Here is a 23827-nt window from a genome sequence, read left to right on the forward strand (position 1 = left end):
CTTTTTCGTTTTTCTTTTACAATTAAAACTGAACATTTAAACCAACTGCATAACTCCTTGCATTGGGATAACCACCGGAATTATCTCTGCCCAACTGCGTAACCAGTTCCGGATCGGGGCCACTGTAATTTGAAAATGTATAAACGTTGTTTACCGTTAATGTTAAGCGGCAGGATGTCATATGCAATCTGCTGATCATTTTCCTGTCGAGATTGTATGCAAGCACAACGTTGTTAATTTTCCAGTACGAACCATCTTCAAGGAACAAAGTTTGGTTACTGCGGAATGGTTGCATTACACCAGCTCTTCTGAAATCGAATGGATTTGGATATTGTGCATTCGGAGTACCACTTCCTTTATCGAAAGCTGATGGTTTCCAGTAATTGTATTGATCAATTGGCACCAATGCACCCGGTGTTGTAGGACGGCTGAAGTTTTGCATGGTTTGCGACAAGGATGCATTCAGCAGATCACGAAACAAGGTATACGATGCATTGATGTTTAACTGGAAGTTTTTATACTGCATCTGCGACAGAATACCACCTGTTACTTTTGGTATTGGATTACCAATCGGCAACAGATCTTTTTCATCAATGATATAGTCGCCGTTTACATCTGTCCAACGTGGATCACCACCCTGGAAATAATAACCGGTACCTGAACCCAACTGCTGACGTTTACCTGTTGCAATGTTTACAGGCACATCGCCCGTGTTTGCATATACGCCTTGCGTATGATAAATAAGATTGGAAATTGCACTGCGGCCTATTCTGTAAACAATCGGCACATTACTTCCTCCGTCTGTAATTTCCTGGCGAATCTGGCGCAGGTTATCAGGCAGTTTGGTTAGTATTTGTTTGTTGATGGCACCGTTTACTGAAAGCGTCCATTGAAACGGTTTGCTTTGTTTAAACATACGCATCATAGCCGACCATTCCATACCATAGTTTACAAGACTTACTGCATTTGTCTGTAATTCGTTAAAGCCACTGGTGTTCGCCAGTTGAATACGCATGATCTGGTTATCAATAGAACGGTAATAGGTTTCGTAGGTTAATTGTAAAGCATTATTGAAGAGACCTACCTCAACACCTCCATTTGTTTGTGTTTGTGTTTCGGGTAAAAAGTTTTCATTGGGTACCGTTGCATAATCAATAGCAACAGTTGGATTATTGTTATATGGTAAACCAACAATATAACGTCCATACGTATCGAAGATGCTACCTGTTGGTTTAATATTACGGCCCCACGATACTCTTGCAGAACCATAACTCAACCAGCTAACTTTCTCCAGCCATTTTTCACGGTTAAAATTCCAGCGTGCGCTTACAGATGGATTTTGCGAATATGGTTGCTTTGAACCTGTTGTTGACAAACCATCGAAACGGAAATTGAAATCGAGTACATATTTCCGATCGTAGTTGTAAGAAACCGATCCACCGTAACCATGCTGTCTTGTTTCACGGATATTATTCAATGTACCGCCACGAGAGCTTGCCCAACCGTAACCGATTGGTCCGGTTATCTGATCATTTGCTGTGCGATCAAGACTGATCACGTTTGCCTGGAAACCATAGGTATTAATTTCATTAAACACATAGGCATTCAGATTGTGCAGGTTATACAATGTTTTGGTAAAGTTGATCAGCGACCTGTTATATAAAGTATATGTTCGGTCGTTATAGCTGTACGACTCTGATGATCCGTTACTGAGAAATGAAGGAGTAAACCTGTCGGCTGTACCGGAAATAAAGTTGTAGCTAAGCAGGTTACCAAAACGAATACCTTTAATTGGCTCGTACGATATGTCGAGGCTTGTAGCAATATTTGCTGTTTTGTTATTGTTGATTACTCTCGATGCCGCCAATGCGCTGTTGTTCTCCGAAAACAATGATGGCGGCGGCAATAACGAAGAGGATGAACCTCCGCTTGCTATACCTGTTTGGATCAATCCTACACCACTACCGTTTTGCTTTTGCCCAAGTGAACTCGACAGGTTCATTTGTACACGCAGCTGGTTGGTTGGTGCATACTGTGCATTCATGCTAAGACCATAACGTTTAAACCCTGTGTTCTGCACAATACCGTTTTCCTGGTAATAGTTGAGGTTGGTTTTATAGTTGAACCGATCATCGCCACCACGTATACTCAGGTTGTGCTGCTGGTTATAAGTGGTACGGTAAAAATAATCCTGCCAGTTTGTGGCGTTGTTGTAATACGGATTAAGGCTATCGGATAAAAACGGGGTTTGATTGATCAGCGCCTGTGCCGCAGCGGCCGATGTATCATAATCTAAAATGGTACGTATGCGGAACAAACGTTCCTCTTTACCACCAATTACATCACGCAGACGGGGCGGAGCTTTTACAAAGAAGTTAGTTGAGTATTGTACAATCGGCACTTTCGATTTACCTCTGCGTGTGGTAACAATAATAACACCGTAAGCAGCTCTTGCACCATATACAGAAGTGGCAGCAGCATCACGCAATACTTCCATCTGCTCAATATCTTCAGGTGGTATTAATGCCAACGGATTAATACCGGCACCTCCACCCTGGAAACCATATTCGTAATTTGTATTTAAATCTACAGGTACACCATCAATAACAAACAAGGGTGATGTTGGTGTTAAGAAACCATCACTGCTTACGTTAATACTGGAAACACCACGTAAGTTAATAGTGCCCATACCACCCGGCGAACCGGAGTTGTTTTGCACGTTTAACCCGGCCACTTTACCCTGCAACAATTCCACAACGTTCGATACAGGTACATCCTGTAAAGCCTTACCGCTGATAACAGCACTTGAGCCTGTAGCTGTTTCTTTTGTTTTTTGGCGGAAGCCCTGTATAACCACTTCCTGCATGGTATTATCCTTTACAGACATAGTGATTGATACAGAAGATGTGCTTGCCATAAATGTTTTGCGAACAGCAGCGTAGCCGGAGTGTGTAAATACAAGCTCGGCACCTGCATCGATAGTTACAGTAAACGCACCGTTTGCATCGGTAGTTGCAATTGTTTTAGAAGGCTTGCTTGTAGAAACAGTTACACCCTGCATTGCGGTTTGTTGTGCATTGTCTTTTACAACACCCTTTACAGTAATTTTATTCTGTGCGTGCGTAGGCACAGCAAAAAGAAGCAGGCAAGCCAGCACGCCTATACAGGGTAACCATTTCATTGCAGTTATTTTTTTGCTTTTGTTTATACTTAACATGTGTGTCCTGTATTAATCGTTGGTGAATTTTGGATTATCGTTTTTAAACGCAAATACTATTTCCCAATCGCCCGGTTCATAAATGGCAAAGTCGAGCCCGAGTACTGCAGTTTCTCTGCCTCCATTAAAACCAAGACGAGAATAACTGAATCTTGTTTTTGCACGACGGCCATCAGAAGTGGTGAAGCGTGTAGGAACTTCCACAGCAGGTATTGGATAAGCCATTTTATAGGTAACACCTGTTGCGGTTATTTGCTTTTCAAAACCATGCACCAGGTTGTTCCAGTCTGTTTCAGCAAATTTTGCAGGATCAATCGGGTTGTACAGCGTATCAAGAAAACGGAAGGTTAAGGTGTTGGTTGCAGGCACACCTGCTTTTACTATTTTGCGTATATACACATCAACATCATTGTACGAAAGATAACGGTTGGTATTTGCTCCTTTAATGTTGGTAACAACAGAAGCATATACACCATTCGATACAGGTTGCCCTGTTGATGCGTTGTAGTTAGAAGGTTCGTAAGGGCGCTCCTTCAACGGCATCAGTTTAATATTACGATAATACCTGCGGCCACCCGAATTCGACAACTCTACATCAAACAAATAACCTGAATCGGGTTGCGAACGTACAAATGCCGAACGAGCTTCTGCCCACATGGTAAATGCTCCTGAGTGTGGCCCTATTTCAAACAACGGACGGTATTGCTTTACACGTTTTGCTTCAATTTCTGCAACCGATTTTTCAGTTCCATCATAAGCTTCTTTCCAAACCATCACGGGAAAAACATCGGTAAGTTCCGGTGCAGGATCGCCATTACGTCTGCGTGGATTTACAATTTTAAAATCGGAAGGATAGGTAGTACTGCCCTGGTAAAAATTATCAGTAAAAAATGTTGTACGTCCCAACACCGGTTGATACGTATCGATGGTGTATTGCGAATCGGCTCCTACCGTTTCTCTTTCCTTTGGTAGGTATTTTTTACAGGCACTTGCAGCCAACAGTACAGCAACTGCAAGCATGTAGTAACGGCGTTTACGCACAACTTTTTGTATTTTCTTATTCATCGTTATCTTCTGTTTTAGAGAAAATGAGATTTACTAGTGCTTATCGTTTATTAACCCGTTTAATAAAATCATTTCCGAATCCAAAATCATGACCGGCGGGTAAGAGGTGCACAATTCCGTTTGTTGTTTTAATATCTACAGTAATGGTGTTAACCCTTACCCAGTTACGTGTAAAAATGGAGTTACGGGGATCGCTGAAGGTGATTGCCTTGGGGCCACCACCTAAAAAGCCCGATGCATTGGTTGCTACATACTGCAACTGCATATTGTAATCGTAGCGGAAAGAAGCATAGAGTTTACCATCAGTAAATCCTTTCAGGCTATCAGTATTTTGCAAACCTGGAATAATATAGCGGCAAACAAATGTGTCGAGCAATGCAGAATCAATTGTTGCAAGCGACAACTTCGGCATAGCAGGAATAGAATCTTTACGAGCCTGGTTAATATTAAAAAGCGCCAGTTCAAAACTTCGGTTATTCGCTGCAAACAGTGTAATACTGCCCGACTTAAGTGCATCGGTTAAACCTGTTAACCGGCTTGCTACAAATAACAGCGAATCATACACACCTGTTTGTGCTGTAAGATATTCGTAGGTAGATCCTTTAAACGTACCTGCTGTGTTTGTATAATTGTAGTACTCTTTGTTGTTCTTGCTGCAACCTGCCAGGCTTGCTGCAGTTAACACACATACTGCAATCACTAAAAAATTATTTCTGATAAAGCTCATTGTTACGTTTTTACTTTTCTGAAAACATTTCGTTTATACCAACAACCTGCTTATTGCCAGTAGGCATTTTGTGTAATCTTTGCATTCCTGTTTAACACATCCTGCGCTATCGGCCAGTAAATGCCACCTTTATCTATCAATTCATTAAATGCAGCATTGGTACGTTTTAATTTATTGAAGCGAACCTGATCGTACCATCTCCAACCCTCGCCCATTAATTCTCTTCTGCGCTCTGCAAAAACTTCTGTTAACAGATCACGTGATGGTGCAGGCGATATAGATGCAAGACCTCTTACACCTCTTACTGCATTCAGTTCCTGGTACGCAGCATCTGTTTGTCCTAATACTGCCAATGCTTCTGCACGGAGTAATTTTATTTCTTCGAGGCGTGTAAATACAATAGATGAATTAAATACAGCAAACTGTCCGGCATTACCAACATTACCATCTACCACTCTTATCTTTTTAAATACAGGAACCGCTGCGCTGTAATTTTCGAAGTAGTTGGTATAAATGGTTTGTTGTACAGAAGCAGGGTCTACACCAAAACGTTGATCGGTTCCGCCGTTACTCCTGGGGAATATAGCTGCGATTGAATCTTTTGGAACATAGATTTCGGGCAGCGGTTTCGACATTGGATACAAGGTTGTATTTGCCAAGGTGAGCTGCTCAATATGTCCTTCCGAAGTGGTTTCGCCAAGGTTTCGGTTAAAGCTGAAACCAAGCAGCTGGTTGTAATTATTATTTACGCCACTGTTGAACAGTGTTGTTACAAGATTGCTTGTACTTACTAAAGAGAGATTACTTTTTGAAGCATTGTTAACGATATACTCAGTATAAACAGCAGCATCAATATAACGGCCCTGCCATGCAGCCACATGTGCAAGAATTGCATACGCTGCCAAACGTGTAACCGGCGCATTTAACCATTGTGAAGAATTATAACCATAATAATTGTTTGGATAAAGTTGCGCAGGATCAACACCGGAATAAAGGAATGGAAGACTTGGCGCTACCTGGATCAACTCCTGCTCTGCAAAAGAAAGCACAGCATTCTGGCTTGTACGTGGTAATGCATCAAAACTTCCTTCTTTTGTATTAACGATCAACGGAACATCGCCCCAAATGCGTACCATGTAGAAATAAGTGAATGCACGAATAGCTCTTGCCTGTGCAACATCCAGTTTGTAATACGATTCGGTATAACGCTGATCTGCTTTACAACCACCCACCCGTTCAATAAACAGATTACTTGCATTTATTACTGCATAAAACCTGCGCCAGTTTGTAACGGCATCAATTGTTGGAAACGATGCATTGAGTTTACCATCAATCACTGCCTTCAGATCGGTTCTGTAAACTGAAAGAAAATCTCCGTTACGCAGCTCGCCCCACATCCAATGCGCATTGTTATCTGCGAGTGCTGCACGCAACAAACCATACAGCCCCATCAAACCACTTCTTGCATCTTCGTACGAATCCCAATGTCCCAGTTCATCGGCCTGGCGAGACGATTTGATGTCCAGTTGTTTATTACAAGCTCCCATGAAAAGCATCAATACTGTAGCAAGCAGCACTTTTTTTCCAATCTGCATTGCTTTGTTTGTTGCTGTTGAAATCATCTTCATGATTACTGATTATTTTAAATGATTCTATTATAATTCTATTCTAACACCTGCTATAACTGTTCGTGAAAGCGGTAATCCATAACCTGTATAAATACCGTTGTAGTTCACCAGTTCAGGATCATCGCCTTTGAAAGAGGTAATGGTTAAGAGGTTGGTGCCTGTTATGTAAAACACACAACTGCGCAGCGATTTCTGTTTTGCGTTTGCTTTTGCCAGCTCGTAACTGAGCGTTACAGACCGCAGCTTCAAGAAAGAAGCATTATCGAGGAACAGGCTTTGATCGAGACGGTAAGGCACTACCGAACTCCATGGATTGTACATGGGATAGCCCGACAAATCCATTTTCTTTTGCCAGAATGTAATTTCTTTTACAGAGTTGATATTATTACTCGCTTCTACATTAATAAAATCGAGACGTGATGATGCATACTGATTTAATACCTGGTGGCCCAATGCTGTATAAAACTGCATATCGAGGGTAAATGCTTTATAAGCAAGTGTTGTACTGAAACCACCTGTAACTTTTGGCAAATAGTTCCCTGTTACGAGTTTATCCTCATCGTTGATGCGGAAATCATTGTTTAAATCTAACCACCAGGGATCGCCCATTGTAACAGGCACACCACGATAGTTCAATGCTACGCCTGTTTGCGGGTTAACGGTGATCTGGCTTTGACGTTTATACGTGCCGAAATTTTTCAGTAACCAGAATGCGTCGATACGTTTACCAACAACCAGTTTATTGTTACCGATGATGAGCTCGTTTAAACCACCGGGCAAGCCAACAAGTTTGTTTCTGTTATAATTAAAGTTGGAAGAAATACTCCAGCTGATACGATGGTTCTCTGCAGGAAGAATATTGGCAAACATGGTAAAGTCGATACCGTTGTTGCGCACATGCAGTCCCGATTTGTAAGCACCGGTATAACCCCATTCTGTTGGTACAGGTACAGGCAACAGCATCTGTTTATCTTCTCTGTTATACACATCAATACCAAATTTGAGATTGCTGTTCAAGAAAGCCATCCGCACAGCAAGGTTCGACTGTTCGCTGCGTGCCCAGGGTATACCATAACCAACCCATCCACTGGTATACGGTCTTGATATGCCCGGAATACCTGCATAAGAACCCAATGTTGGTTCATTACCCCAACCCATATCTACACGGTATTGAGCACCTGCATTAAAACGGTCGTCATTCAACAATCTTCCTAAACGTGCCCACGATGCGTTTACGGTAAATGCATTCATGTTGGTTAATGCATCGCCATACTGTTTCTTCACATCCCATTCAACGCCACCGGAAAAATTCGTCGTCCAGCGGTTATCCGGTTGCATGTTCGATGAGCCATCCCTGCTTACTACAGCATGCAGCTTTACTACATCATCAAAGGAGTATGTTGCTTTACCCGAAAAAGAAGCCAACGCCGAACGCATTTTACTTGGGAAATAATACACTCTGAATGCAGCAGGCAGTAAATAGTCGCTTCCGGTAGCACCATTTACAACATTGATCTTCACGAAATCGTTAGGACCATTGTAAGCATAGGCATAATCGTACTTATAAGTATCGGCCATAAAATTCTGGCCTGCTTCGAGCATTAATTTTTGTTTACGGTTTACATCAATTTGGTAGGTTGCCGTATTACTTACTACCATCCGTTGATTGTAGCCGAAATAATTTGACACGAAATTGTTCTTCTCTAATAAAGTAGTTGGCCAGAAAACATCACGAATACCTTCATTATAATCGAATGCAATACGGCCACGGTAACTGAATTTGTTAAGGTTGGCTGATAAAGCAAAATAACCTTGAATAACGTTAGATGTATTATTATCGATTACCTTATTAAACTCGTTCAGATAGGCACTGTATAAATTTTTATTAGGTGTAAGCGGGTTGGTTAAATCGGGGATATACCGTTGTTCTGCGAGGCGGTCACGTATGTTACGGTTACGTGTACGTTCTAAACGGTTATAGTTAAGCATGCTCGATACCATTAACCATTTAATGGGAGCAGCATTAATAAAGAACGATCCTGTGTAGCGGTTGATGGCTGTACGATCGGCACTGGATGCATTTTTTGTAGCACTTCCGAAGAACCTGAAATTAGCACGCTCCGATCCGCCTGTTAAGCTCAGATCAAGATTGTACAGCGCAGCATTATCGAAATACTTATCGCCCCAGTTTGCCGGACCATAATAATCAGCATTTGTTGAATCTCTTAAGTACGGCGGATAATTCAACCTGTCTGCGATTGTACCAAAACGATCGTAAAATGGTTTGCGGAAATTATTTTCGTAAGCTGCATTTACAGGCGTATAGGATGGCTTCATTGCATAACCATAATAACTGTTTACCGTTATTTCTCTGTAACCGGAATGTGCATTCTTTGTTGTAATCCAGATAGCACCGTTTGCTGCAACCGGACCCAAAGCCGCAAGTGTAACCGGGTCTTTAATAATTTCAATCGATTCAATATTATCGGGACTAATGGCTGCAAGCAGATTGGTAGCAGGGCCAATACGGTTAAAATCGTACTTCTGTATTTCGTAAGCAAAAGGATTATCCTGTGCTAGCGGAATACCATTCAAAAAAATTGCTGCCTGCTGATCGAACAATTCACGTTTGCTGAGTAATGGAGAGGAGATGCCACGAATAAACACATTCTGCTCGCTGCCAGGTTCACCACTTGGCTCCTGCACATGCACACCTGCAGCGTTACCTTTCACTATTTGCTGTAACGAAATAACCGGCTGCTTGAGCGCATAACGCAAAGGCACAAAGCTGATTTCTTTAAACCCTGCTGTTGCAGTTTCTACTTTAATACCATTGGTAACAAGCATTTGTACAGAGTCGCCTTTGAGAGAGGCTGAAGTAGTGTCGGATTGGGCACTTGCATTACCAATAAAAGAAAACAGGAATGCACCAACAATAAGCTTCTGTGCTGTCGCAGACAGAATCATTCGCTTCTTCATAATTAACTAGTTAGTTTAGGTTTATATCCAAAAAACACTGCAGCAGTTAACAGCAGTTTTCCTGTCTATCAAAATCAATCTCCACCTTTCAGGCTCTTGATCAAATTCGCTTCAATCTTCTAATCGGGCTGCACTGGAATAATCTTATCCTTATCATTTAATCTCCTGTTTACTCGATACAACTTATATCAAACAGGATAAAGGATTTTCAATCGTAATCAAGCAAATCGTTCTCGACAGTCTTTTCATACATCGTCAACTTTATCGAACGATTACTTTGTTGTGATGTAATGATTAACTCTTCGTTAAACCAAATTTAGACGGGTGATTTTATCTCTCCAAAAGCCCTGAAACCCTTTACACTTGCGCAAACGGTTGAAAAACCTGCGCAAACGGTTGTGCTATTTTTCAAAGAAAAAGTTGGCACATAGTATTTCGGGCCGATCGTGGGTTTACAAGAAAAAAAGAATGCATTCTGTGTGTTAATTTTGGTCACTAAAATTGCCATTGCAAAGAATATTATCGTGATTTTCGCCCTCTAAACAGCATTCGCAGATTTGCCCTATTTCATTTAGTTTTGAGCTGCTTATGTTGCTACATTTATCTATACAGAATTTTGCGATTATTGATGAGCTTACTGTCGACTTTCAGCAAGGGCTGAATATTATTACCGGTGAAACCGGCGCCGGTAAATCTATTTTACTGGGAGCATTGGGCCTGGTTTTAGGTAACCGTGCCGACAGCTCTGCCTTACGTGCGCCCGATAAGAAGTGTATTGTTGAAGCCACGTTCAGCAGTAATAAAAAACAACTGCAGCAATGGTTAACACAAAATGAAATTGATATTGAGGAAGAACTGATTTTACGCAGAGAGATTGCAGCCACTGGAAAATCGAGAGCGTTTATTAACGATACACCCGTTACACTTACACAGCTGAAAGAACTTACCGCTGCTTTGGTTGATCTGCACCAGCAGTTCGATACATTGGAATTAGGCGAAGAGGATTTCCAGCGTGAGGTGATTGATGCATTGGCGGGCTGTACAGAAACAGTAGAACACTACCGCACGCAATACCTCAGTTTTGCCCGTTTGCAAAAAGAACTGGAACAGTTAAAGCAACAACAGCTTCAACAACAAAAAGAACAGGATTACAAGCAGTTTTTACTGGATGAACTGGAGCAAGCTTCATTTAAAGAAAACGAATTGGAAGAGGCCGAGCAGGAATTAAAACTGTTGAACAGTGCTGAAAGCATTGCGGCAGTGTTAACCGATTCGGTTTCTTTTCTAAAAGACGGCGAAACCCCTGTTGTGCAACAACTGAAAATTGTACTGCAACGTTTACAGCAATACAAAGATGTACATCCCGATATCAGCAACATCAGCCAACGGTTGTTGAGTGCGCAAATTGAACTGAGCGATATTGCTTCGGAGCTCGATCATTTGCAAAACAGCATCAGCATTGATGAAGCACGTATGCAGCAGTTAAATGAACGGATGGAGATCGGTTATAAACTGCAGAAAAAGCACGGACTGCATTCTACCAACGAACTCCTTGCCTTACAACAACAACTGGAAAATGAACTGCAGGCCGTAGCGGATGCAGACAACACCATTGCTGCAAAAGAAAAAGAAGCGGAGCAATTAAAACTGCAGCTGGAGAAAGAAGCTAAAGCTATTCATCAGTTACGCAGCAAACAAACAGAGCCATTTGTGAAACAGGTAAACGCATTGCTTGCACGTGTAGGCATGCCCAATGCACAATTAAAAGTTGAACTCACTACGGGTGCATTGCAACCCTATGGTATCGATAAAATTAATTTCCTGTTTGATGCCAATAAAAGCAACCGCTTTGAACCAATCAGTAAAGTTGCCAGTGGTGGTGAGTTAAGTCGCTTAATGCTTTGTATTAAATCGCTGGTAGCCGAACGTATTTCACTTTCCACAATGCTTTTCGATGAAATTGATACGGGCATCAGTGGTGAGGCTGCAAAGCAGGTAGGCATTTTATTAAAGGAGCTGGCGAATCGTCAACAGGTAATCACCATTACACATTTACCACAAATTGCTGCGAAAGCCGAAGCACATTATTTTGTTTATAAACAGGATGAACAATCTGTTATTAAAACTAAAATCCGCAGGTTGACAAAAGATGAGCAGATCGAAGCAGTGGCAAAAATGCTCAGCGGAGAAAAACCTACCGATTCATCACTTGTTACTGCAAGAGAAATGGTAACGGGTTAATACTTCCTTCCAATTATCAATTACAATACTGCATAAAAAACCCCTTCATTGCGAAGGGGATTTTTTTATGCTATTCAACTACGCCCGTTTAGATAAAGCGGTTGATGAGATTTTCAAGATACTCCTGCTTACCACTTGTAGCAGCAGGTTCACCATGTTCAATGGCGTATGCACGTAAATCTTCCAATGTTAATTTACCTTCCTCAAACTCTTTTCCTTTACCGCTGTCGAACGAAGCATAACGGTTGCTGCGGATTGTTTTGTAGTCTGATTTCTGCAAAATATTATCTGCAATTACCAGCGAACGGGCAAACGCATCCATACCGCCAATGTGTGCATGGAACAGGTCTTCCATATCGGTACTGTTACGGCGAATCTTTGCATCGAAGTTAATTCCACCACCTGCAAAACCACCTGCTTCCACAATTACCAGCATCGCTTCAACCAACTCGTTAATGTTGTTAGGGAACTGATCGGTATCCCAGCCATTCTGGTAGTCGCCACGGTTGGCATCCATGCTGCCGAGTAAACCTGCATCGGCAGCTACCTGTAATTCGTGCTGGAAAGTATGACCAGCCAGTGTTGCGTGGTTCACTTCAATATTCAAGCTGAAGTCATTCAACAGATCGTATTGACGAAGGAAGCCAATTACTGTTTCGCAATCATAATCGTACTGGTGTTTGCTTGGCTCACAAGGTTTGGGTTCAATAAAGAATTTTCCTTTGAAACCGTTCTTGCGTGCATAATCTTTTGCAGTATGCAGGAAACGTGCAAGATGTTCTTTTTCACGTTTCATGTTTGTGTTCAGCAAACTCATGTAACCTTCACGTCCGCCCCAGAACACATAGTTCTCGCCACCGAGCGCAATGGTTGCATCCAATGCTGCTTTCACCTGTGCGCCACCATGTGCCAACACATGAAAATCAGGATTTGTTGAAGCACCGTTCATGTAACGTCTGTTCGAAAATAAATTTGCTGTACCCCAAAGCAATTTTACACCGCTTGCAGTTTGCTTTTCGGCGAGATAGGCTGTTACTGCCTGTAAGCGTTTATCGTTTTCATTAACATCGTTGGTGTAATCCACCACATCCACATCGTGAAAACAATAGTAAGGCAAGCTAAGTTTGGTCATAAATTCGAAGGCCGCATCAGCTTTATCTTTTGCACGCTCAACTGCATCTGCTTTTTTATCCCAAGGAAAAATATGTGTAGGTTCTCCAAAAGGATCGGCACCACTTCCAACAAAACTGTGCCAATAGGCGCAAGCAAAACGTAACCATTCTTTCATGGTTTTTCCTGCAACTACCCTGTTCTCATCATACCAGCGGAACGCAAGAGGATTATCACTACCAGTTCCTTCAAATTTAATTTGAGGAATGCCCTTGAAAAATTCTGTTTGTCCAGTTACTACTTTCATGGTTGTTTTTATTTAACTGCTGTTCTACAGCAGCGTTATCGAATGTTTACTATTTCAGTTAATTTGTTTGTGCAGCAAGGTATTCCATTCTGCATATAATTCATCGTACAGCTTACCTGTACTGTCCGGTTCAATTACTGCCAATGGCTTTGCGTTACTAAAGGCTTCTTTTGCATGTTTATAAATTCCTGCGCCAATGCCTGCACCCAATGCTGCTCCAACACTTCCATCGCAATTGTGCAATTCAACAGGAATGTTAAGTGTATTCACAAATGCTTTGGTAAATACATCGCTTAAAAACATATTGGCTTTGCCTGCACGAATAACAGAAGGATTCATTTTATTTTCCCGCATAATATCCAGACCATAACGGAATGCAAAAGCAATGCCTTCCTGCGATGCACGGTATAAATGTGCCTGTGTGTGTGTATTGAAATCGAGCCCCTGTATGTGGGCGCCGGCAATTTTATTTTCCAGCATACGTTCGGCGCCGTTACCAAACGGTAGCACAAATACACCATCACTGCCAATGGAAACAGCAGCTGCAGCTTCATTCATTGCCTGGTAACTGTTGTTTGCAGTAAGATTTTTCATCCAGCGATTGAGAATACCTGTACCGTTAATGCACAAGAGTACGCCAATACGTTTTGCTTCGTTTGTATAATTAACGTGGGCGAAACTGTTAATGCGTGATTGCGGATCGAATGTCAGTTCATCACTCACACCATAGATCACTCCACTTGTTCCTGCAGTTGCAGCCACTTCGCCAGCTTCAAGTACGTTTAGCGATAATGCATTGTTGGGCTGATCGCCTGCTTTGTATGCGACAGGAATGCCTGTCTTCAACGAAAGTTTATTGGCAACCTCTTCACTTAAACGGCCATGTTCTGCAAATACATTTTTAATTATTGGAATAAAACTTTCTTTGAATCCATAGTACTCGAACACATCTTTCGACAGTTCGTTATTCACAAAATCCCAGAACACGCCTTCCGACAAGGCTGAAATACTGGTGGTAACCGAACCACTCAACTTCATGGCGATGTAATCACCGGGCAGCATTACATGTTTTACCTGCTGGTACAACTGTGGTTCGTTCTGTTTTACCCAAGCAAGTTTGCTGGCCGTAAAATTTCCCGGTGAGTTGAGTAAATGTTGTAACGATTTGGAAGGACCGATTTCATCAAACGCCTTGTTACCAATTTCAACTGCACGGCTGTCGCACCAAATGATGCTCTCACGCAACACATTGTTGTCTTTATCGGTAATTACAAGCCCGTGCATCTGGTACGAAATACCGATAGCCGCAATGTCTTTCGGGTTATACAAATTACTGGCATTGGCTTTTTGTATAGCCAGCTGGGTATGCTCCCACCATGTATCGGGGCTTTGTTCGGCCCAACCGGGTTGTTTCGAAATAATTTCCGTTTCGGTATCGGGCCAGTTGACCGACACAACACGTTGTTGCGTTTGTGCATCCGCTACCGAAACTTTAATCGACGATGTTCCTATATCAATTCCTAATAATAACATTCTTCCTTTTTTGAGTTTAAATAAAGGGGGAACGAGAAACATTCCCCCGTGCTGTTGATTATGACCCTAAACAAACTAACATGAGAAAAGGAGCTTCTACCTTACCTTTTCGAGTATTATGCTTAATTTTTAATTGCTGTTTTCTGCTGTTCATTTTTATATTATTTCATTTTATCTGCAACAATGCTTCGTCTGTTTGCTCTACCGGTCTTTTACAACTTGCATTACTGCATACATAGATCATTGTTTTTTCAGGTTGATATTTATTTGCCAATAACGGAAGATTTTCATTACTCGTTTCGCCAAGAAACACACTGGTAGGCAGGTATTTTTTTTGCAATGCGATATTGTGTTCGTTTGCACGCCTACCCATGATGGCTACTTCGTATGTTTTGCCTGCTTTTAAACCCGCCAACCGACACCATTGTGCATAATAGATTGGTGCTGCTTTTATTTTTTCTGAAACTGCCAGCAACATCTTTTCACTTTTAGCAGTATAGGCCGTATCGGAAAATAATGTACCCAACTGATGCAATACAAAGCCCATCATTGCATTGGAAGAAGGCACTGCATTATCCTGTAGTTCCATTTTGCGTAACACAGCATCCGATGATGCTGCAGTATTATAAAACAAACCCGATGCAGGATCATAAAAATGTACGATTGCATGATCAGTTATCTTCTTCGCAAGATCTATCCACTGTTTTTGAAATGTAACCTGGTAGAGTTTGATGTATGCCCACGACAACCACGCATAATCTTCAAGAAAAGCAGACACTGAAACTTTACCTTGATAATAATTCCGCATCAATTCCCCGTTTGCACGAAGCATATTTTTTTGAAGGAACGAAGCATTCGCTAATGCTCTTTGTAAATAAGCATTATTGCCGGTTGCAGTGTATGCATCTACATATCCACTGAGCATGATGGCATTCCAGGAGGTTAAGATCTTGGTATCGGTAACCGGCTTGGTACGTTTGTTTCTTGCAGCCTTTAATTCTGATCTGCTTTTTTGGAGCAACTGTTGAAAGGCAGCGACATCCATATTTTTTGCAGCTGCATATACAGCAGGATCATCTATTGCATACAACAGGTTCTTTCCTTTTTCCCAATTGCCTTTTTCTGTCAGGTTATAATAGTCGGCCAACAACTTTTTTTGTTCGCTTGTAACTACATTGTTGAACGCATTATAACTCCAAGCATAAAAACTTCCTTCTCCATCTTCTGTATCTGCATTTAACGAGCTGTAGAAACCACCTTGCGGCGCAGACAGTTCTATATCGATAAACTCCAAAGTTTCAGTCAGTACTTTTTTGTACAAACTGTTTTGCGTTAATTTATAAGCCTGTGCATACAAACTCACTAACTGGCCATTATCATTGAGCATTTTTTCAAAATGCGGCACACGCCATACACTATCGGTACAGTAACGGGCAAAGCCGCCACCTACCTGGTCGTAAATACTGCCGAGTGCCATTTTTGTAAGCGTGTGCAACGTAGCATCCTTTGCTTTTTGATCGCCGGTGATGTAGTAGTACTGCAGCATAAAATCCCAAACAGGTGCTGTTGGAAATTTCTGCTTGCCTTTTATTCCTCCGTTTACAACATCAACCTGCTGATACGCTGCTTGAAAAAGAGAAGTATGAAATGCTGCATCAACGGTTGATTTTGTACCTGCAGGTTGAAGGTTCAACTGATCATTATCAATCATACCATAATAAACTGATGCAGCCTGCAATTCTACTTTAGTACGTTTGGTTCTGTAACTTTCTGCTACCTGTTTCAGCAACGTGATCCAATTGCTTTTTGCATAATACGTACCGGCAAAAAAAGGTTTACCATCTGGCAATGCAAATGCATTCAATGGCCAGCCTGCATCGCCATTGTTTAAAAGACGGCAGGCATTCATGTATAAATTATCAATATCAGGACGCTCTTCTCTGTCAACCTTTATGCACACAAAAGATTCATTCATGATTCTTGCAACAGCTGTATCCATGAATGATTCCTTTTCCATTACATGACACCAATGGCAGGAAGCATAACCCACACTAATGAGTAATGGTTTGTTTTCCTTTTTTGCTTTGGCCAATGCTTCTTCGCCCCATTCATACCAATCAACAGGATTGTCTGCATGCTCCTGCAAATAAGGACTTGATGCATTGCTTAATTTATTGCCTTCCTGTTTATGTTTTCCCAACAAAGAACAGCCGCTCAACAACAGCAATGTAATTGCTGCTGTAAAAAGTCTTGTGTGATATGTCAATTTCTTTGCTGGCATTCTTACAACTATTAACGACGGCTTTCAAAAACACGCAATCTGTCGTTATTCGAACTAACCAATACAGCGTATCCGCTGTTTGTTTTTATCGGTTGAATATCTTTTACATTGTAGGGAACAAAAAATCCACTCTGTCCCGGTTTGTAACTTTTGAATTCGTTGTTACCCATGCCTTTCAGGAAAGCACCGGGTGATGCATCGGCAGGCGTTGTTTCTACTTCAACATCAAACTTATTACCGGCGATCAGAATATCTTTCTTTCCATCGCCATCAAAATCTTTAACGATGATACCGTTTACTGTAGAGAGCTGTGCTTCCATCGGCAACTTCTTTGTTACAAATTTTCCTTTTTCATTTACAAAAAGAACCGTTGAGAAAAGATGTGCTTTGTAATGCAATGCTGTTTTCATTTCATCTTCGCCAAGAATACCCGACAGATCACTTTCTGCAAACGACAGATACGTTGGGAATTTTTGTAAGATCATCGGGCATTGCTGCGATGTACATTCACGACCACGGATGGGCACCATTTTATCGCTTAAGTGTTTTGCTAAAAAGATATCGTTGGTACCATTGGCATCAAAGTCTTTTGCAAACACTTCAAATGGCTTGGCTGTACTTGCCTGGAACTTATAGTTTTCGCCAATGTTTCCTGCAACCAAATCCTGATCACCATCTCCATCAATGTCATCGGCTATGATTCTGTTCCACCAACCTTCTGTATTTTGTAAACCGTATGCAGCAGACACATCTTTCATTTTACCACTTGCATACTCAAATATTTTCACCGGCATCCATTCGCCAGTAAGAATCAATTCTGCCTTTTTATCCGCATTCAGATCGGCCCATACTGCCGACTTTACCATCCCCGCTTTTCGAAGTTCTGGTGCTATTTCATTTGTTCTGTCGGTAAACTTTCCTTTATCATTCACCAGCAAATAACTTTGTGGTGCATACGGATACTGATGCGCCACAACTTCGCCTCCTCTGAAAACATCGAGATCACCATCCCCATCCATATCAAATACCGCAACACAAGAACCGCTGCTTACTGTTGCAGGCAACATGCCTTTTGAAAAATTACCTTTCCCATCGTTCAGGTATAACCTGTCTTGATACATCGCCGAACCTTCGTTGAACTCACTGCCGCCGCTTACAACATACAAATCAAGATCACCATCTGCATCTGCATCAAGGAATGCGGTGCCCATATCTTCGTACTGCTGATCGGCTTCAAATGCTGGAATAACTTTGTTGATGAATTTTCCGTTTTGCTGCAGGTATAATTTACCTGCCTGGTTTTTAGCAGCACCAACATAAAAATCTTCCTGTCCATCTGCATTTACATCACCTGTGGCAATAAAAGGTCCGCTCCTGCTGAATTCGTGTGGCAGCAAAACCTGGTCGGCATATTCATTGATTTTATTTTCGGTATGCAGAAACGGCGTTGCTAACAAATTCGCTGATGCCTCTGCAAATAAAGGAGATACATTCGCTGAACGCACAAACTGAACAGCTTCTTTGTAATTAACTTTTACTACCTGGTTAGCTGCTACATTACTGATTGTATTTTTTTTGCCGTCGGGCCAGAGAATGACTACGCTATCAAGCTTATCTTTTTTACCTACACCAAAATGAACTGTTGGTTCGTTGGATGAAAGATAACCACGCACCAGTTTTTGTTGAAAGAATTGCTGCAAACCACCATCATAATATAATGAAACTGTTGCACCAATACCATCCTGATTTTTTTCCGGACCTGCCAGTTGAATACGCAGGTGATTATTCTTCTTGTTGGTTACATTCTCATACAAAAAAGCTTCTTCATCAATATTGTTGATTGCAAGATCAAGGTCGCCATCGTTATCAAAATCTGCAACAGCTGCACCATTTGAAAATGTACTGTCTTTAAAGCCCCAGGCTTCCGATACATTTTCGAACTGCAGCTGACCTTTATTTCTGAAGAGATAATTTCTTACTTTGATGGGATCGTAAATACTTAGGTATTCCTGGAAACCTTTGGTAAACATTTCGTCGGCAGATTGGTACTTGTGCATGTTGGCACGCACATACATGTCTTGCTTTTGCTGAATATCACCATCAAATAAATCACGACGATAACCGTTGGCTACAAAAATATCCCGCTGTCCATCGTTATCGAAATCAGATGCCAATGTAGACCAACTCCATTCTGTTTTGGAAATACCGGCCATTTGCGACACATCGCTGAAGAAACCATTGCCATGGTTCAAATGCAGCACGTTGTGCATATACTGCTTGTGAAAACCACTGTCAACAATTGCCCAGAAGCCTTCCACATCCATACGGGGCATCGATACTTTTGAACGCTTGTAGTTTTCGGGCAACATCTCCATCACCAGTATATCTTCATAACCATCATTGTTGAGATCGGCGATATCTGCACCCATTGAAAAGAGCGACAAATGATTCGTCATGCTCTTCACTTCATCTTTGAAGGTTCCGTTCTTTTGATTAATGTAGATGTAATCGTTATCGGCATAATCGTTCGAAACAAAAATGTCCTGGTAGCCATCGTTATTGAGATCGGCTGTTACTACCGACAAGGCATAACCGAAATTATGATTGATGCCTGCCTGTTTACCGATTTCTGTAAAACGTCCGTTATCGTTCCGGTATAATTTATCCCGGCACATATCGGGCGGGTTTCGTTTGCCTGAAACCATTCTCGACAAACCGAGATAAAACGAATCGGGCCTGTTGGTGAGATACATATCCAGGTCGTTATCATTATCCATGTCGAAGAATGCTGCATGAATAGAATAACCAGCATCATCTAACCCATAATTCTTTGCCTGCTCTTCAAAGGTTAAGTTGCCTTTATTGATAAATAACAAGTTTCTTCTTTCTTGCTCTGTATCTCTAAACCCACCTCTGCAAACATAAATATCGAGATTGCCATCGTTGTTAATATCAACCAGCGTTACACCGTTATTCCAGCCGTTGCCACCATCTACACCGGCTGTTGCGGTAATATCTTTAAACTTTAAGGAACCGGTATTGAGATAAAGTTTATTCGGCACCTGATTACCGGTAAAATAAACATCCATCAAGCCGTCGTTATTAAAATCGCCGGTGGCTACGCCCGCTCCATTGTACACATAAGCAAACGTATCGAAGTAATAACGCTGATAGTCTTCTTTTAAATAATTAGCGAAGCCGATACCACTTTGCGATGAATCTACTTTTCTAAACACAGGATCAACTGCAGCAGCATCAGCACTTTTTTCTTTACACCCCTGTAAAAGTGTAGCTGTAACAAAAAAGATCCCTAAAGCGCAAAGTGTAATGAATGCTTTTTTTGTCATGGTTGATAATTATGCAATCGCTTAAATAGTTTCACCAATATGGTATAAATATTTTTTCCAAACTGCTGCTGCCACATTACGTCCTAACTGCAGACCCTCTTTGTTTTCACATTGTATGTGATAGCCACCCAACACTCTCGACAAACCTGCCATGTTTGCTGTTTCTGTAAAGCTGTTAAACTTTAATGTCACCTCTTTTCCTTTTCGTTCAGGCTCTGTCATTTCTCCGGGTATGCGTTTCACTTCAATACCAAAATGATCGCTGCCCGTAAACAACTTTAAAATTTCGGCACAAGCTGCACTAATGCTGCTGTGCCCGGAAATATAACTGGGGAACGGAGGGCAAAGAAATGTTTCAGGAGAGTAAGGACGCCATTCCTGCCCTTTCATTTCAATCATTCCTTTTTCCGGACCACCCCAACCTTTAATTGTTTTGTCTTTATAGTAGTAATGCACCAACGTATAAGGCCGTGCAAAATCATATTCCATTTTTGTATCCCAACAGGCAATAAAACCATCCATTGCTGCTGCTTCAACAGCAAAGTACATTTTCACATCTTCATCAAGTGTGTGCTTGTCTCTTACAGAAACATCCTGCGCAAAAATGAGCCAATGACCTGCCTGTTGTACACTCTTTGGACCATCACGCATAAATTCAACCAATGCTTTTTGTTCATTGGTAAGGTTTGCCTGTAACTCCACGACTTCTTTCACCTCCTGTTGCAACTGCACCGAACCAATAGCTGGTGGCGGCTGGCAACGAAACTGACTTCCTGAATCTAATAAGAGCGGCTTTACTTTTCCCCAGTGTGGCGTTAAACAAGCCGGTGCAAATTTACCACCTTTGCCATCGGCAAAATATTTGGGCTGCCAACGTTTAATATCGTTTAGTGTATCGGCACTGTTAACAGGCCGGTAACCTGTATAATCTGCATAAGCTTTGCCGGCAGAACCAGGCATAGTTCCTGTTTCGTTTGAACCATCATTTTGTCTGTTTTCGAGAACAGCTTTGGCGGCGAGATTGCCAATACCTTCTGGTGTAGTTGGGTCAAGGGATTCGCTATCGGGATCAAAACCAAATTCTTTCATCTTATTCCGAAGCATCACCGAATCGGAATAAAAATAGGTGCGCATCATTTTGTAAGCAGCATAACTGATTGCGGCTTCTTTATTCTTTAACGTACGGTCGCTTACAGCTACTCTTTCTACATTTTGCAAATAAACAGGAACAGCTTTCGCATCGTATCTCGACCATGCATCAAAAACAGCTGTCCATACCAGCCCCAACATTCTGGAAGTAACAGTTGGTCGTGGTCTGAATTTCTCTGTATCATTTGCGGTTGCTTCTAAAGCAATTTTACCCCATTTGTAGGCTGCATTCTGAGCTCCTTCAGGTTCTGCAATAGCTTGTTTATTGCTTTTACAAGAGCAAACTATTATAAAGAGAATAAAAAGAATCCGGACACTCATGTTGTGGTAAACTGCTACAAGTTAATAATCAAAATTCTTCTTCGTTTTGTTTTGTACAGTTAAATCAAACCGGGAACCAGTTAGCTGGTACCCGGTTTGATTAGTTTATCTACAATTTGCTAAGCTCTATTCGTAACCAGGATTTTGCGGGAACTTAGGTCCTTCGGTTACCAGATCAATCTGCGACTGAGGAATTGGTCGCAGCATATTAAATGGTTGTACACCTGCAGCACCTTCAGTGTTGTACAGTTTAACACGTTCAACAAGTTTTTTCGTTCTGGCCAGATCCCACCAGCGGGTATCCTCTGCAAACAACTCCCGGCTTCGTTCTTCTAATATAAAATCGATTGTTATCTGGGCAGCTGTAATTTGCTGAGCTGCTACTGCTGCTGCATATTCTGCAGGGGTTTGATTTGCTTTTAAAGCAGCCCGTGTTCTTAACACGTTGATCATATCTGCCGCATCCTGCATAGTAGCACCACCTTTTGCCGCCGCTTCTGCAGCAACCAAATAAACTTCTGCAAAACGGAACAAGATATAAGGTCTGTCAGAATAGTCATTGAGGTTGCCTCTTGTAGAGTCATCGAACTTACGTACACTTGGGAAGTAGCTTGCAGTGTATGGAACTGCTGCACCTGGTAAGTGGTTAGGTTCAAACATAATTCCTTTAAATGCTGCTCTTTCTGCAGGTGTAACCAAACGGTCACGCATCCAGATGGCAGTATCTACACCGTTGATCAACTGACCTCTCGGTGTAGTTGCACCAAGCGAACCTCTTACAGACATTTCAGAACTGTTAGAAAGCCACACAGTTTGGAATGTTCCATCGAAACGAGAATCAGTTGCACGGTTAGCAAATGCTACATCCATGATATAACGTGTGTTTGGACGAATACGCTGGAACGGACGACCATTGTTAATATCACGCACTGTAACATTTGCACCACCACCTGCAGGATAGTTGGCATTGATGGTGGGATAGTTAGGACGCCAGAAGAAGTTGGCTTTGTTTTCAGAACCGTTTGTAGCACCTGCGCCAACTGCAGAGTTCTGTCCAAACTTCAAATCTTTTGTATGATCAATTACCATCAATACTTCTGAGCTGTATTCACGACCTTCTCTGAAAACATCAGGGAAGAATGGCTGTAATGCTAAACCATAAGTTGCTCTGTTATCAATTAATGCTTTTGATATTGCATATGCCTGCTGAAAATCGTTTGCCTGCGCTACATTCGACCAGCCTCTCCAGAGATATGTTTTTGCAAGTAAAAACAAGGCAGTTGGTTTTGTTGCCGGTTTACCTAAACCAGCTCCGGGCGTATTGGGTAAATCTGCCGCTGCTTCTGTAAAATCTTTAATAATTAACGCATATACATCTGCAATAGGTGCAGGTGCATCTGCAGCAGAAGGTGAAGTATTGAACTTTGTTTTTAAAGGAACTGCACCAAACGTTGTAACGAGATAATAGTAACAAAATCCACGTAAGAATTTTGCCTGCGCCAGTAACTGTGTTTTTGTTGCAGCCGGAATATCGGCATTTGCACCATACTCCAATACACCATTTGCTGTATTGATGTTGATGAACATGCTGTTCCAGAAACCTTCATAGTTATTGGTGTTACTTTTAATAACCGCATTGTTGTATTCAAACCAGTGTTGCACATCTGCCGCAGCACCCTTCAAACTTTCATCGGTACCGGCATTAAACAATTGCGTAAAAATTTGTGTACCCCAATGTCCACGAAAGCTGGAATAGATACCCGCAATCGCACCTTGTATACCATCCGAAGTTGCAAAGAAGGATGGTGTGAATGATGTTCTTGGCTGCTCCTCTAATAATTTCTTACAACCCGAAGCCATAAGAAGGAGACTGCCGAGAAACAGACTGAATATGATTTTTTTATATTTCATACAATGAAAAT

12 protein-coding genes are annotated in these 23827 nt (G+C 41.7%); 1 reads left to right on the plus strand and 11 read right to left on the minus strand.

From position 1 onward, the window contains the following. Positions 1 to 22 precede the first annotated feature (22 nt). From IQ13_RS17715 to IQ13_RS17735, 5 genes are read right to left on the minus strand one after another with little or no spacing between them, the layout of a single operon-like run. Positions 23 to 3181, minus strand: coding sequence for a SusC/RagA family TonB-linked outer membrane protein (locus tag IQ13_RS17715; RefSeq protein WP_158637435.1), 3159 nt, complete (start codon positions 3179 to 3181; stop codon positions 23 to 25). Positions 3182 to 3229: 48 nt separating this feature from the next. After that, entirely contained in the window at positions 3230 to 4282 is a 1053-nt protein-coding gene (locus IQ13_RS17720; protein ID WP_144887966.1) for a DUF5007 domain-containing protein, read from the minus strand. Positions 4283 to 4322: 40 nt separating this feature from the next. Then, a complete protein-coding gene (locus IQ13_RS17725; protein ID WP_144887967.1) occupies positions 4323 to 5009 on the minus strand; it encodes a fasciclin domain-containing protein in 687 nt (228 codons plus the stop codon). A gap of 50 nt (positions 5010 to 5059) precedes the next feature. Further along, positions 5060 to 6637, minus strand: a complete 1578-nt coding sequence (locus IQ13_RS17730) for a RagB/SusD family nutrient uptake outer membrane protein (protein WP_144887968.1) — start codon at positions 6635 to 6637, stop codon at positions 5060 to 5062. A gap of 27 nt (positions 6638 to 6664) precedes the next feature. Continuing rightward, on the minus strand, positions 6665 to 9616 hold the full coding sequence (locus IQ13_RS17735; RefSeq protein ID WP_144887969.1) for a SusC/RagA family TonB-linked outer membrane protein: 2952 nt from the start codon (positions 9614 to 9616) through the stop codon (positions 6665 to 6667). Between the two features lie 588 nt (positions 9617 to 10204). Here IQ13_RS17735 and recN point away from each other — a divergent pair. Beyond that, the gene (gene recN / locus IQ13_RS17740; RefSeq protein WP_144887970.1) at positions 10205 to 11857 is read left to right on the plus strand and encodes a DNA repair protein RecN; all 1653 of its coding nucleotides are present in this window, start codon (positions 10205 to 10207) and stop codon (positions 11855 to 11857) included. A gap of 88 nt (positions 11858 to 11945) precedes the next feature. On the opposite strand, the gene xylA is transcribed toward recN, so the two are convergent. From xylA to IQ13_RS17770, 6 genes are all read right to left on the minus strand, one after another. Further along, entirely contained in the window at positions 11946 to 13274 is a 1329-nt protein-coding gene (gene xylA, locus IQ13_RS17745; RefSeq protein WP_144887971.1) for a xylose isomerase, read from the minus strand. Positions 13275 to 13328: 54 nt separating this feature from the next. Next, the gene (locus tag IQ13_RS17750; RefSeq protein WP_144887972.1) at positions 13329 to 14807 is read right to left on the minus strand and encodes a xylulokinase; all 1479 of its coding nucleotides are present in this window, start codon (positions 14805 to 14807) and stop codon (positions 13329 to 13331) included. Between the two features lie 166 nt (positions 14808 to 14973). After that, positions 14974 to 17088: a thioredoxin domain-containing protein gene (locus IQ13_RS17755; RefSeq protein ID WP_144887973.1), complete on the minus strand. Its 2115-nt coding sequence runs from the start codon at positions 17086 to 17088 to the stop codon at positions 14974 to 14976. An 11-nt stretch (positions 17089 to 17099) separates the two neighbouring features. Next, positions 17100 to 20435, minus strand: a complete 3336-nt coding sequence (locus tag IQ13_RS17760; protein ID WP_144887974.1) for a VCBS repeat-containing protein — start codon at positions 20433 to 20435, stop codon at positions 17100 to 17102. Between the two features lie 21 nt (positions 20436 to 20456). Continuing rightward, complete coding sequence (locus tag IQ13_RS17765) at positions 20457 to 21905, minus strand: vanadium-dependent haloperoxidase (protein ID WP_144887975.1); 1449 nt, start codon at positions 21903 to 21905, stop codon at positions 20457 to 20459. Positions 21906 to 22031: 126 nt separating this feature from the next. Then, complete coding sequence (locus IQ13_RS17770; RefSeq protein WP_144887976.1) at positions 22032 to 23816, minus strand: RagB/SusD family nutrient uptake outer membrane protein; 1785 nt, start codon at positions 23814 to 23816, stop codon at positions 22032 to 22034. Between the last annotated feature and the right edge of the window lie 11 nt (positions 23817 to 23827).

It is taken from the genome of Lacibacter cauensis (assembly GCF_007830055.1).
Lineage (GTDB): Bacteria > Bacteroidota > Bacteroidia > Chitinophagales > Chitinophagaceae > Lacibacter > Lacibacter cauensis.

Excerpts from the sequence above, each read along its gene's own strand:
- IQ13_RS17735 (WP_144887969.1), bottom strand. The coding sequence starts at position 9,616 with ATGAAGAAGCGAATGATTCTGTCTGCGACAGCACAGAAGCTTATTGTT.
- IQ13_RS17765 (WP_144887975.1), bottom strand. The coding sequence starts at position 21,905 with ATGAGTGTCCGGATTCTTTTTATTCTCTTTATAATAGTTTGCTCTTGT.
- xylA (WP_144887971.1), bottom strand. The coding sequence starts at position 13,274 with ATGAAAGTAGTAACTGGACAAACAGAATTTTTCAAGGGCATTCCTCAA.
- IQ13_RS17715 (WP_158637435.1), bottom strand. The coding sequence starts at position 3,181 with ATGAAATGGTTACCCTGTATAGGCGTGCTGGCTTGCCTGCTTCTTTTT.
- IQ13_RS17760 (WP_144887974.1), bottom strand. The coding sequence starts at position 20,435 with ATGACAAAAAAAGCATTCATTACACTTTGCGCTTTAGGGATCTTTTTT.
- IQ13_RS17730 (WP_144887968.1), bottom strand. The coding sequence starts at position 6,637 with ATGAAGATGATTTCAACAGCAACAAACAAAGCAATGCAGATTGGAAAA.
- IQ13_RS17755 (WP_144887973.1), bottom strand. The coding sequence starts at position 17,088 with ATGCCAGCAAAGAAATTGACATATCACACAAGACTTTTTACAGCAGCA.
- recN (WP_144887970.1), top strand. The coding sequence starts at position 10,205 with ATGTTGCTACATTTATCTATACAGAATTTTGCGATTATTGATGAGCTT.
- IQ13_RS17720 (WP_144887966.1), bottom strand. The coding sequence starts at position 4,282 with ATGAATAAGAAAATACAAAAAGTTGTGCGTAAACGCCGTTACTACATG.
- IQ13_RS17770 (WP_144887976.1), bottom strand. The coding sequence starts at position 23,816 with ATGAAATATAAAAAAATCATATTCAGTCTGTTTCTCGGCAGTCTCCTT.
- IQ13_RS17725 (WP_144887967.1), bottom strand. The coding sequence starts at position 5,009 with ATGAGCTTTATCAGAAATAATTTTTTAGTGATTGCAGTATGTGTGTTA.
- IQ13_RS17750 (WP_144887972.1), bottom strand. The coding sequence starts at position 14,807 with ATGTTATTATTAGGAATTGATATAGGAACATCGTCGATTAAAGTTTCG.